An 11,915-nucleotide genomic window follows, 5' to 3' on the forward strand; every position below is an offset into this window, starting at 1 on the left:
ACACTGCAAAACATGGAGAATGCGCGGAGCGAGCCGCGTGCAAGGCGCGATGTGAGGGCTGTTCACGAAAGCCACGGGTTAAGTCGATTTTTACTTTGCCGCTTCAATGTAACGGTCAGTCGGTTGTTTGGTCCCGCGTCGCCGACAGCGTCGCCTGAGTCAGAGTTCTTGAGTCATGGTAGAGTCGCGTCGCGGGGCGTCTGCAAGGGCGCCCCGCACAAATTTTGAGTCTCCTTCGCACAGCATCGTCCTCGGCGATTGCGTCGCCGAGATGTCGAAGCTTCAGGCTGGTTCGGTCGACCTGGTGTTCGCCGATCCACCCTACAATCTCCAGCTTAAGGGCGATCTCAAGCGCCCCGACGAATCTCATGTCGATGCGGTCGACGACGACTGGGACAAGTTCGATTCGTTCTCCGCCTATGACGATTTCACCCGCGCCTGGCTGCTCGCCGCCCGCCGCGCGATGAAGCCGTCGGCGACGATCTGGGTGATCGGCTCCTATCACAACATCTTCCGCGTCGGCGCGATCATGCAGGACCTCGGCTTCTGGCTGCTGAACGACATCGTCTGGCGCAAGACCAACCCGATGCCGAATTTCCGCGGCCGCCGCTTCACCAATGCGCACGAGACCATGATCTGGGCCGCGCGGGACGAGAAGGCCAAGGGCTACACGTTCAACTACGAGGCGCTGAAGGCCGCCAACGAGGACGTGCAGGCACGGTCCGACTGGCTGATCCCGCTTTGCACCGGCGAGGAGCGCCTCAAGGGCGCCGACGGCAAGAAAGTGCACCCGACGCAGAAACCGGAAGGCCTGCTGGCGCGCGTGCTGCTGTCGTCCTCCAAACCCGGCGATCTCGTGATCGATCCCTTCAATGGCACCGGCACCACCGGCGCGGTCGCAAAGCGCCTCGGCCGCTCCTATATCGGCTTCGAGCGCGACAAGACCTATGCGAAAGCGGCCGAAGCGCGCATCGCCGCGATCGAGCCGCTTCCGGAGGCAAGCCTCGCCCCGTTCATGACGGCGCGCGAAGCGCCGCGTGTGGCGTTCTCCGAGCTGATCGAGCGTGGCATGATCATGCCCGGCACCAAGCTGTTCGACGCGAAGAAGAAACTCGGCGCGCTGGTGCGTGCCGACGGCGCCATCATGTTCGGCGACAAGGTCGGCTCCATCCACCGCATGGGCGCAGTGGCGCAGGGCGCGCAAGCCTGCAACGGCTGGACCTTCTGGCACATCGAGACCAAGAAGGGTCTTAAGCTGATCGACGAGCTGCGCGCCGAGATCCGCGCCGGCATGGCGGCGGGGTAGCCTTCCTTTCGTCGTCCCGGAGCGCGCCTCCTGGCGCGGCCCCGGAATGACGAGACTGGTTGAATACAGCGGCCGGCGGGACTAGATTGACCGCCTACGCCCCGTCTTGACCGGTCGAGCCATGCGACGACAGTCCGAGACATTGCTGCTGGTGCCGCTGCTGCCGATCTTTCTGGTCGGCATGTTTCCGATGTTCCTGATCGCGCTGCTGGGATTTTTCGGCCTCGCCTTGTTCGGCGTGCTCGTGGTCTGTGTCGGGCTCGCCAGCAGCAACGAGGCCCACGACAGCTTCAATCACGACGTCATCGTTCACGGCTACGCGCGCGGATCGGAGCGCGCGGCGCGGGCCTCCGACATGCATATCGCTACCCGGCTCGGGTTGCGCCTGGAGGTCGTGGGCGCGGCCATGGTCATTACGGCGGCGATCGGCCTTTGTTACGCCGGCTGATCTGCGTGACGCGCAGACGCCGCCCGGCAAACTCGCCGGTTGCCCTCCCCGATAAGGTTCAGGCAAGACAAGGCCGCTTGCGGACATGTTGCTGACTCCACTCTCAGCCAACAAACACAGGGGAGATGCCCGATGCTCAAATTCTATTTCAACGGTTCGCCGAACCCGACCAAGGTCGCGCTTTATCTCGAAGAGGCCGGCCTGCCCTTCGAGCCGGTGAAGATCGACACCCGCACGGGCGAGCAGTTCACGCCGGACTACCTGAAGATCAATCCGAACGGCAAGGTGCCGGCGATCGACGACAACGGCACCATCGTGTTCGATTCCAACGCCATCCTGCTGTATCTCGCCGAGAAGACCGGCAAATTCCTGCCGGCCGCCAATGTTCGCGGCGAGATGCTGTCATGGCTGATGTTCGTCGCCACCGGCGTCGGGCCGTATTCGGGCCAGGCCGTGCACTTCAAGCATTTTGCGCCGAAAGACCAGAACCACGACTACGCGCATAACCGCTATCAGTTCGAGACCGATCGCCATTACAAGATTCTCGACGGCCACCTCAAAGTCCGCCGCTACATGGTCGGCGACAGCTATTCGATCGTCGACATGGCGCTGTGGGGTTGGGCGCGGATGGTGCCGTTCAAGCTCGGCGACGATGCCTTCGCGCGATACCCGAACGTCAAGCGGCTGGTGGACGAGGTCACGGCGCGGCCTGCGGCGACGCGCGCGATCGCGCTGAAGGACAAGTTCACCTTCAAGGCGGAAATGGACGACGAGGCGCGCAGCAACATGTTCAAGCACATGACGACGAAAGTCGCCTGATCGTCTCAGGTCACAATGCGAGGCCACGCGCATGCGCGTGGCCTTTTGCTTCTTGAGGCTCAGGCGGCGTGGACCGAGCTCAGGAAGTTGGCGACTTCCTGCTTCAAGCGATTGCTGTCGGCCGACAGCGAGCGTGCCGCCGAGAGCACCTGCGAAGACGCCGAGCCGGTCTCGGACGCCCCGCGCTGCACGTCGCCGATGTTGGACGACACGAGTTGCGTGCCTTGGGCCGCCTGCTGGACGTTGCGGGAGATCTCCTGCGTCGCCGCACCCTGCTCCTCCACGGCGGCGGCGACCGTCGACGAGATCTCCGACAGCCGCTCGATGGTGCCGCTGATTTCCCTGATCGAGCCGACCGACTCCTCCGTCGCAGCCTGGATGCCCGAGACCTGCTGGGCGATCTCACCGGTGGCCCTCGCGGTCTGCTCGGCGAGCGCCTTGACCTCCGAGGCGACCACGGCGAAGCCGCGGCCGGCTTCACCCGCGCGCGCCGCCTCGATGGTGGCGTTCAGCGCCAGGAGGTTGGTCTGGCCGGCGATGGTGCTGATCAGCTCGACCACGTCGCCGATGCGGGCTGCAGCCTTGGAGAGCTCGCTGACGCGCGCGTTGGTCTTGCTCACCTGACCGACGGCTTCGCCCGCTATGCGCGCCGATTCCTGCACCTGGCGCGCGATCTCCGTCACCGAGGAGGACAACTCCTCGGTCGCGGAGGCGACCGCCTGCACATTGGCCGAGGCTTCCTGGGAGGCGGATTGCACTTCGGTGGAGAGATCCTGAGCGCGCCTCGCGGTCGCGGTCAGGGTGCCGGCCGAGCCCTCGAGCTCGTGCGATGCCGAGGATACGGTATCGACGATCTCGCCCACCGCCTGCTCGAACCGGCTGGCGAGCCGGGCCATGTCGGCCTTGCGGCTCTCGGCCTGCCGGGCCTCGGTTGCGGTCTGCTCTTGGCGCAGCCGTTCGGTCTCGATCATGTTTGTCTTGAAGACGTCGATCGCCTTGGCCATGTCGCCGATCTCGTCGACCTTGCCGCGCGAGGGGATCTCGACGGCGAGATTGCCGCCGGCAAGCAGCCCCATTGCGCGCGTCATCGAGGTCAGCGGCCGCACGATGCTGCGGGCGGTCAGGAAGGCGACGATCAGTCCGAACAGGACGGCGAGGCCGCCCGCGATCTCCTGCAGCGAGGTCGTGCCGTCGATCACAGCATCGGCCGCGGTGCGCGAATCCTTGTAATCCGTCTTCAAGGCGGTTTCCGCGACCTTGAGCTTGGCTATGCTCGCGGAGATGAGCGGTGCGAGATCCTTGTGGTAGATCTCGTCGGACCGCAGCATCGCCGCAGAGGTGGTTTCGAACGCGGATTTGTAGATACCGAGAGCGGTCTTCACTGGCGTCAAAGACGAGCGAAGGTCCGCCGCCTGCGGGCTCCTTTCGACGGCCGCCAGCCGCTGCACCGCCCTGTCGACATTGGTTCTGAAGGCGGTGGGCCCGTTGGCGTCGCGCAGGGCGAGGAAGCGCCAGTTCGCGATTCGAACCAGCAGGACCCGGGACTCGAGGTCCGCGACGAGCGACACCGTGTCGTCGTCGGCGGCGGCACGGGCCACATCGACCAGCTTGGCCATCTTGACGGTCAGCTCTTCGCCACTCGGCAACAGCGTCGCCTTGCCGGTCCGCGCCTCGTTGACGGCGTCGCCGAGACTGTCACGCAGGCTTTTCATTTTGGCGATGTCGGCGATCAGATCGTCGTAGAGCTTCCGCCGCTCCTCCGAGAGGGGGCCCTTTGCTCCCAGCTGCAACAGCCCGGTCGCCGCGGCCTCTCGCTCGGCAGCCTCCCGCATCGCAGGCTCGTTGGCGTCGTAAATGTAGCGCAGATTGGCCCGCTGGATGGCCTGAAGATGGGTCGATATCTCCAGGACGCGCGCCGTGCTGTCCGACAACGCGGAGAGTTTTGCGACCTGATCCTGGACGGATCGCAAATTCCAGATGGCGACCACCGCCATCACAAGACCAACCGCCACCAAGGCCATGAAACCTGCGTACAGGCGTCCCCTGATCCGCAAACGAAAACTCGGCATTCCCACTGTCCACCCAGATGCATGTCAATTCGAGCGGCCGGCCTAATCCGGCGATCGTCACCGGCCACTCTGGCAGCCGCGCGTCGCGTTGTTCGCGACCCACGCTGCACCGCGACACAATGGGGGACACTCGTTAATTGAACCTTCAAATTTTTCGCGCGCGCATCCGTCGGATGGTACAACATCTGCTGATTTTATCGGCAGGTGAGCAAGGTTTTCGCGAGAAGCCCGCAGCGGCATGCAGGCCGCTGCAGCTGGTCCGGCCTGCGCCAGACCAACACGCCCCTCGCCGACCGCGGCGGACGGCACCGGTCGACGGAGGCGACGCTGCTCGATCCGCTCAGCTCGCGGCCCTCACGGCCGTTTGTGGAAACGGACCAAGGGCCTTCTCGGTCAGCACCGAGTCGCAATATTCCCGGATCTCCTTGATCTTGCCGTCCTCGAGACGAAACACGAGACAATAGTCGTTGTCGTAGCGCACGCCTTCTGGCGTGACATTGTCGCCCTTTGCTTCGATGACGACGATATCGCCGTCGGCGATGAAGCGATGAGCGACCGTCCGCGTCCGGTCGACAAGGCGGGTCCGCACATAGCCGTGCAGATCGTTGAGGATCGCCTGTTTGCCCGAAAAGGTGCGCGACCAGGAATACTGGCCGGTCACGATCCATTTGGCGTCGTCGGCAAGACTTTCGGTGAACAAGCCACGGTCGCGCGCAGCCGGATCGGGGCTGGCGGCGGCTGCAAAGATATCCTGCATCAGTTTCTTGTTGGCGCTCGCGCTCATGGCGGCATCTCCTTTGGTGAGAACACGGAAATCATCGCCGCCGGTGCTAAATTCTTCAAATCGATAGTGGATATGATATCTATTCGCCTCATGAATTTGAATTCGCTCGACCTCAATCTCCTGACCGCGCTTGACGCGCTGCTGCGCGAGGCCAGCGTCAGCCGCGCCGCATTGCGGATCGGGCTGTCGCAGCCGGCGGCGAGTCATGCGCTCCAGCGTCTGCGCGACATCCTTGGCGATCCGCTCTTGGTACGCACAGGCGCGCGGATGGAGTTGACGCCGCGGGCGCAAGCCTTGCGCGCGCCGCTGGCGCAGGCGCTCGACCAGGTGCGCGGGCTGTTCGTATCGGATGAATTCGATGCGGCGCGCAGCGAGCGGCAATTCCGACTGATGATGCCGGACCTCGCGGTCGAGCTGTTGATGCCGCCCTTGATGGAAAAGGTGACGCAGGCCGCCCCCAACGTCCGCATCGACGTGGTGCCGTGGCGAGGACCGGCTATTTTCCACGCCGAGTTCGCCCGCACCATCGATCTCGTGATCTCGATCGGCAACGCCTTCAAGGGATTTCACCGCCAGTTGCTTTACACCGACAGCGACGCGCTGGCGGTGCGGCGCGGCCACCCCGTGGCTGCGAAGCTGAAGCGGCGCGAGACGTTCCTGGCTGCACGCCATGTCGGCGTAATCATCCGCGGCCAGCCGGAGGACCTCATCGACACTTGGCTGGGCACCAAGGGCATAGACCGGCATATCGCTCTCGTCGTCCCGGGTTATCTCGAAGCGCTGCACGTCGCCGCCCGTACCGACCTCGTCGCCTTCGTGCCGCGCCGGTTGATCGCGGCGCTGTCCAAGCAGCTCGGCCTCGTCACGGTGACGCCGCCGCTCGACCCCGGCATCGATGAGCAGTTCATGTTCTACCCGACCCGCGCGCAGATGGATCCAGGCTCGATCTGGCTCAGGCGGCTGATGCTGGAGACGGGACGGGATTTGGAGAAGAAAGGGCGCGCTGGATAGGACGCAACTTCAAAGCAAATGGTGTCGTCCCGGACAAGCGCAGCGAAGCGGAGCGCCGATCCGGGACCCATAACCACAGGACGTGGTTTGGCGAAGACTCGTGATTGTCAGCTTGCGTCACAACTTCTCCCTGTGGTTATGGGTCCCGGGTCTGCGCTGACGCTTGCCCGGCACGACAGGGGAATATATTGCCGCGCTCCTACGCCTTCTGCGCGTCCATCACCTTGCGCACGGCGGGGCGGTCGGACATGCGCTTGAAATGATCGGCGATCTTCGGCGTCGCGTTGATGTCGACGCTGTCGCCTTCGAGCCAGGTCGACAGGGTGTAGAGATAAGGATCGCAGATCGTGAACTGCTCGCCCATCACCCAGGGCCCCTTGTACATCTTCTGCTCGATCAGGGCGAAGCAGGCCCCCATGGTCTTCGGGATCATCGCCTTCATGTCGGCGAACGAGCTTTCTTCGCTCGCCCAGCGTGCGCCGCGCATTTTGTGGGCATGATTGATGTGCACGGTCGAGCAGAGGTAGGAGTTGAACGACTGCACTTGGGCGAAGTCGAAGGGATCGTCGAGCGGCGCGAGCTTGGCCTTGGGGAAGGTCTGCGCGAGATAAGCCAGCATCGCCGGGGTCTCGGTCAGGACGCCGCGATCGGTCACCAGCGCGGGGACGCGGCCTTTCGGGTTGATCGCGAGGTACTCCACGCTGTTCTGCTGGTTGTCCTTGAAGCTCAGCCGCTCCGCCGCGTAGTCGGCGCCGGCTTCTTCCAGGGTGATGTAGGTGGCGAGCGCGCAGGTGCCGGTGGCGTAGTAGAGCTTGAGCATGTCGGACCTCATGGGAAAGCCGGAAGGTAACGGCTGCGGGCCCCGAGGTCCATAGCACGAACCTCTCTTCGCAGTTGCCCACCGGCGCCCGGCTGTGCCAAGACGCCCCGAGTTGGAGGGGCTTTCCCATGACCGTACTCATCGCCGGTGGCGGCATCGGCGGGCTGACGCTTGCACTCAGCCTGCACGGAATCGGCATTCCCGTAAAAGTGTTCGAGAGCGTCGCCGAACTGCGGCCGCTCGGCGTCGGCATCAACGTGCTGCCGCATGCGGTGCGCGAGCTGATCGAGCTCGGGTTGATGGACAAGCTCGATGCCAGCGGCGTGCGCACCCGCGAGCTTGCCTATTTCTCCAAGCACGGCAAGCCGATCTGGAGCGAGCCGCGCGGGCTGGAGGCCGGCTATAAATGGCCGCAGTTTTCGATCCATCGCGGCACGCTCCAGCAATTGCTGCTCGACACCGCCATCGAGCGCCTCGGCCGCGACAACATCCTCACCAGCCATCATCTGACCGGCTGGAGCGAAACCGCCGACGGCGTGCGCGCCGATTTCGTCGACAAGGCCACCGGCAAGGCCGCGGGGACTTACGACGGCACGATCCTGATCGCCGCGGACGGCATCCATTCCGCCGCGCGAGAAAAACTCTATCCCGACGAAGGCCCGCCGATCTGGAACGGCCGCATCCTGTGGCGCGGCGTCACGCCCGCAAAAGCCTTCCTCAGCGGCCGCACCATGATCATGGCCGGTCACGAGATCCTGAAATTCGTCTGCTATCCGATCTCGAAGGAACCGGACGCCGCGGGCAACCATCTGATCAACTGGGTTGCCGAGCGCCACATGCCGCCGACCTATCAATGGCGGCGCGAGGACTATAACCGCACCGCGCGGTTGGAAGAGTTTTTGCCCTGGTTCGAGAGCTGGCAGTTCGACTGGCTCGACGTGCCCGGCCTGATCAAGAACTGCCCGCACGCCTATGAATATCCGCTGGTCGACCGCGATCCGGTATCGCAATGGACTTTCGGCCGCGTCACGCTGATGGGCGACGCCGCACATCCAATGTATCCGATCGGATCCAACGGCGCCTCGCAGGCGATCCTCGATGCGCGCACCATCACGCGCGAGATCCTGGCGCACGGCCCGACGCAAGCGGCCCTGCTCGCCTATGAGGCCGAGCGGCGGCCTGCAACCACCAGTCTCGTCCTGCTCAACCGCAAGAACGGCCCCGAGCAGGTGATGCAGCTGGTCGAGGAGCGCGCGCCCGACGGCTACAAGGTCGTCACTGACGTGCTGTCGCAACAGGAGCTCGAGGATGTTGCCGCCAATTACAAGCGCGTCGCCGGCTTCCAGGTGGAAGCGCTGAATGCGAAGCCGCCGATCGTGAGCAAGGACGCGCGCGCGACGAAATGAGTATTCGCACGAAGCGAGACGCACGTTGATGCGCCCTCGCCCCTTGCGGGAGAGGGCAGCGACGCCGCTAGACGCAAGCTCACTCGGGTGAGGGGTCTGTCTCCGCGAGTCTAACTCTCATTTGAACTCGCCGAGACAAACCCCTCATCCGGCGCTTCGCGCCACCTTCTCCCGCAAGGGGAGAAGGAAAAAAGACTGCGCGGCAGCTATTTGCCCACCACCCTCGCCGCCTCCAGCAGCCGCTCGCTCGCCGTCGCCGTCGCCAGCAGCGTTCCGTCCTCTGCCATCAGCTTTGCCTCGACGAACGCAATCGTCTTGCCGAGCTGCGTCACCTTGGCCTCGCCGATGATCGGTCCGGGCTTTGCGGGCGCCAGGAAATTCACGGTCATGCTGATGGTGGTGGTGTAGAGCCTGCCCTCGCTCATCACCAGCACGGCGGGGCCCATCGTGTCGTCGAGCATGGCCGAGAGCATGCCGCCCTGGATGAAGCCGGCCGGATTGCAGAACTCCGGCTTGCCGTCGAAGGCGAGCTTGATCCAGCCTTCCCTGGGTCGGGCATCGAGCAGGCGCCACCCCAATAGCTCGGCACAGGGCGGCCTGGGAAAGTTGTCGAGCGCGGTCTTGATCATGCGAGCCTCCGTTGCCTACCACAGCTAACGCAGGCCTGCTGCCAGCATTTTGTCAGCAGGATGGGCTGCTAGGGTCCAATCCATGCGCAATCACCTTACGCATGACGTTGGGCAATGCTTCATCGGCGAGCGTGGCGATCGGCACCCAGCGCATGCTGGCGGGTGCCCGCGTCCGCGCTTCCACCCTCGCCGTGTAGACCACCAGTTCCAGCGGAAAATGCGTGAAGACGTGGGTGACCACGCCGACCTTGCGCTGCCAGCGCGACAGCCCCTTCAACTCGGGCGCCTGCCGTTTTGCCTTGGCGTCGTCCTGCCCGGCCAGCCAGTCCGACCCCGGTACTTCGGTCATGCCGCCGAGCAACCCCTTTTCGGGACGGGTGCGGACGAGAAGCTCGTCGGCGCGCGTGACAACGAAAGCGGCGCCGCGCCGTAGCGCGCCGCTCTTCTTCGCGGCCTTGCGCGGAAACGTGTCCTGCGTTCCCAGCGCGCGCGCCGTGCAGCCCTCGTTCAGCGGGCATAGCGAGCAGGCCGGCTTTTTCGGCGTGCAGATCGAGGCGCCCAGATCCATCAGCGCCTGCGCGCTATCACCGGCGCGAGAATCGGCAAGCAGCGTCGCAGCCAACTCCTGAATCAGCGGCTTGGCCTGCGGGAGCTCTTCCTCAACTGCAAAGAGCCGCGAGACCACGCGCTCGATATTGCCGTCGACCGGCATGGTGCGTCGATCGAACGCTATCGCCGCGATCGCTGCCGCCGTATAGGGCCCGACGCCCGGCAGCGCGCGCAGACGCACTTCGGTGTCGGGAAAGGTGCCGCCATGCTCGCGCGTCACCGCGACCGCGCAGGCATGGAGATTACGGGCGCGAGAATAATAGCCCAGCCCGGCCCACATCCGCAGCACGTCCTCCTGCGAGGCCCGTCCGAGCGCGGTGACATCAGGCCAGCGCGAGACGAATTTTTCGAAATAGGGCCCGACCGCCTTCACTGTGGTCTGCTGCAGCATGATCTCGGACAGCCAGACGCGGTAAGGGTCGGATGCTTCGCCGGGCGGAGCCCGCCAGGGTAATCGGCGGCGGTGGCGGTCATACCATTGGAGCAGCGCGAGCGGACGCGATGGGGTCTCCGGCGGAACTGGTTCCGATTTCGCCTTGAGGGCGGATTTGGGGCTCATGTCCGCACTGTAACGGCAATGCGTCGATCTCTCCACGTCGTGCCCACGCTTGTCGCGGGCATCCACGTTTTTCTTCGCGGTGAAGGGCCTGCGGCCGACGCCCCGGAGTGCTATAAGGTCCCATGTCCAAGCTTCGACCCATCAAACCCGGTCCCATCAGCGCCAAGCCGCTATCGCTCCTGCTCAACGACGTCTTTGCCGAGGCCTATGCCAAGCAGGGATTTGCCGCGCGCGAGCTGGTGACGCGATGGGCGCAGATTGCCGGGCCGGAGATCGCGGCGCACGCCGAGCCGCTCAAGATGCAATGGCCGCGGCCGGTCGAGGGTCAGCCGCAGGAGCCGGCGACGCTGGTGCTGCGGGTCGAGGGGCCGATGGCGCTCGAGATCCAGCACTCCGCCGATGTGATCCTGCAGCGGGTCAACCGCTTCTTCGGCTGGAGCGCGGTCGGCAAGCTGGCCTTTCGCCAGGCTCCGCTATCACGCGCCCGCCGGCCGACCCGGCCCGGCCCGCCGGACGCCAAATCGGTGGCCGAGGTGGCTGAGCGCCTGGGCGATATCGAAGATGAACAATTGAAGTCGGCGCTGGCGCGCCTCGGGGCCGCCATCAAGCGAAATTGAGCCTTATTCTGCGGCCAAACTGGACCTGTCCTTGCCGCTCGCCATTGCCTCAAACGACGTTTCAAGCTAGCGACAGGCCGTCTGAATGGGAATTCGGGCGAGACCACGCCAATCCGGGAGCCGACCTTGATCATCACCCGCCGCGCCTTCACCTCGATGCTGTCGCTGACCGGGCTTGCCGCGCTCGCCGGGTTCTCTCCGCTGCGATTCATCTCCGATGCCATGATCCCTGAAGCCATGGCGCAGGCAGCGGCTGGTGACGTGGCCAAACCGGTGTCGCTGCCCGACATGGCGCTGGGCCCGAAGGACGCCGCCGTCACCATCACCGAATACGCCTCGATGACCTGCCCGCATTGCGCGGCCTTCAATGAGCAAGTGTTTCCCAAGATCAAGTCGGAATACATCGACACCGGCAAGGTGCGTTACGTCTTCCGCGAGTTCCCGCTCGACATCAAAGCCGCCGCCGGTTCGATGCTGTCGCGCTGCATCGCCAATGGCGACGCGCCGAAATACTTTGCCGTCACCGACATGCTGTTCCGCCAGCAGAACGATTGGGTGGTGAAGAACACCACGGAGACCCTGACCCGGATCGGCAAGCAGGCCGGTCTCACCCAGCAGCAGGTCGAGGCCTGCCTGAAGGACCAGGCCCTGCTCGACAAGATCGCCGCCGACCAGAAATATGCCAGCGACGTTCTGAAGGTCGATTCGACGCCGACGTTCTTCGTCAACGGCGAGAAGATCAAGGGCGAGACCTCGTTCGAGGAATTCGCCAAGAAGATCAATCCGCTGCTGAAGAGCTGATTCGCACGGCACAATCCTGATTCGCATCTCGATAGCC

General features: G+C 64.5%; 12 protein-coding genes. 7 read left to right on the forward strand and 5 right to left on the reverse strand.

Going from position 1 to position 11,915, the window contains the following annotated elements; all coding sequences use genetic code 11:
• Positions 1-175 precede the first annotated feature (175 nt).
• The 3 genes from BcanWU425_RS29925 to BcanWU425_RS29935 all read left to right on the forward strand — a co-directional run bounded on the left by BcanWU425_RS29925 (position 176) and on the right by BcanWU425_RS29935 (position 2,573).
• Positions 176-1,306: a site-specific DNA-methyltransferase gene (locus tag BcanWU425_RS29925; protein ID WP_085352624.1), complete on the forward strand. Its 1,131-nt coding sequence runs from the start codon at positions 176-178 to the stop codon at positions 1,304-1,306.
• 121 nt (positions 1,307-1,427) lie between these two features.
• Positions 1,428-1,754, forward strand: coding sequence for a hypothetical protein (locus BcanWU425_RS29930; RefSeq protein WP_018454920.1), 327 nt, complete (start codon positions 1,428-1,430; stop codon positions 1,752-1,754).
• A gap of 132 nt (positions 1,755-1,886) precedes the next feature.
• Complete coding sequence (locus BcanWU425_RS29935) at positions 1,887-2,573, forward strand: glutathione S-transferase family protein (RefSeq protein WP_204513846.1); 687 nt, start codon at positions 1,887-1,889, stop codon at positions 2,571-2,573.
• A gap of 59 nt (positions 2,574-2,632) precedes the next feature.
• Here BcanWU425_RS29935 and BcanWU425_RS29940 read toward each other — a convergent pair whose 3' ends face one another.
• Positions 2,633-4,642: a methyl-accepting chemotaxis protein gene (locus tag BcanWU425_RS29940; RefSeq protein WP_204513845.1), complete on the reverse strand. Its 2,010-nt coding sequence runs from the start codon at positions 4,640-4,642 to the stop codon at positions 2,633-2,635.
• Positions 4,643-4,982: 340 nt separating this feature from the next.
• A complete protein-coding gene (locus BcanWU425_RS29945; protein WP_018454923.1) occupies positions 4,983-5,426 on the reverse strand; it encodes a nuclear transport factor 2 family protein in 444 nt (147 codons plus the stop codon).
• A gap of 90 nt (positions 5,427-5,516) precedes the next feature.
• Between BcanWU425_RS29945 and BcanWU425_RS29950 the strand changes: the two genes are divergently transcribed.
• Positions 5,517-6,437 carry a LysR family transcriptional regulator gene (locus tag BcanWU425_RS29950; protein ID WP_204513844.1) on the forward strand — a complete coding sequence of 307 codons (921 nt, stop codon included), beginning with the start codon at positions 5,517-5,519 and terminating at the stop codon, positions 6,435-6,437.
• A 199-nt stretch (positions 6,438-6,636) separates the two neighbouring features.
• On the opposite strand, the gene BcanWU425_RS29955 is transcribed toward BcanWU425_RS29950, so the two are convergent.
• On the reverse strand, positions 6,637-7,257 hold the full coding sequence (locus BcanWU425_RS29955) for a glutathione S-transferase family protein (RefSeq protein ID WP_085352629.1): 621 nt from the start codon (positions 7,255-7,257) through the stop codon (positions 6,637-6,639).
• A gap of 128 nt (positions 7,258-7,385) precedes the next feature.
• Here BcanWU425_RS29955 and BcanWU425_RS29960 point away from each other — a divergent pair, with 128 nt between their 5' ends.
• Positions 7,386-8,663, forward strand: a complete 1,278-nt coding sequence (locus BcanWU425_RS29960; RefSeq protein ID WP_204513843.1) for a flavin-dependent oxidoreductase — start codon at positions 7,386-7,388, stop codon at positions 8,661-8,663.
• Between the two features lie 206 nt (positions 8,664-8,869).
• On the opposite strand, the gene BcanWU425_RS29965 is transcribed toward BcanWU425_RS29960, so the two are convergent.
• Together BcanWU425_RS29965 and mutY are read right to left on the reverse strand one after the other, a co-directional pair.
• A complete protein-coding gene (locus BcanWU425_RS29965) occupies positions 8,870-9,292 on the reverse strand; it encodes a PaaI family thioesterase (protein ID WP_018454927.1) in 423 nt (140 codons plus the stop codon).
• A 52-nt stretch (positions 9,293-9,344) separates the two neighbouring features.
• Positions 9,345-10,460 (reverse strand): A/G-specific adenine glycosylase, encoded by a 1,116-nt coding sequence (gene mutY / locus BcanWU425_RS29970; RefSeq protein ID WP_204513842.1) that lies wholly within the window; start codon positions 10,458-10,460, stop codon positions 9,345-9,347.
• Positions 10,461-10,582: 122 nt separating this feature from the next.
• Between mutY and BcanWU425_RS29975 the strand changes: the two genes are divergently transcribed.
• Together BcanWU425_RS29975 and BcanWU425_RS29980 are read left to right on the forward strand one after the other, a co-directional pair.
• Complete coding sequence (locus BcanWU425_RS29975) at positions 10,583-11,077, forward strand: DUF721 domain-containing protein (RefSeq protein ID WP_018454929.1); 495 nt, start codon at positions 10,583-10,585, stop codon at positions 11,075-11,077.
• A 126-nt stretch (positions 11,078-11,203) separates the two neighbouring features.
• Positions 11,204-11,878 carry a DsbA family protein gene (locus BcanWU425_RS29980; protein ID WP_018454930.1) on the forward strand — a complete coding sequence of 225 codons (675 nt, stop codon included), beginning with the start codon at positions 11,204-11,206 and terminating at the stop codon, positions 11,876-11,878.
• Positions 11,879-11,915 lie beyond the last annotated feature (37 nt).

Source organism: Bradyrhizobium sp. WU425 (genome assembly GCF_021052305.1).
Classification (GTDB): Bacteria; Pseudomonadota; Alphaproteobacteria; order Rhizobiales; family Xanthobacteraceae; genus Bradyrhizobium; species Bradyrhizobium canariense_D.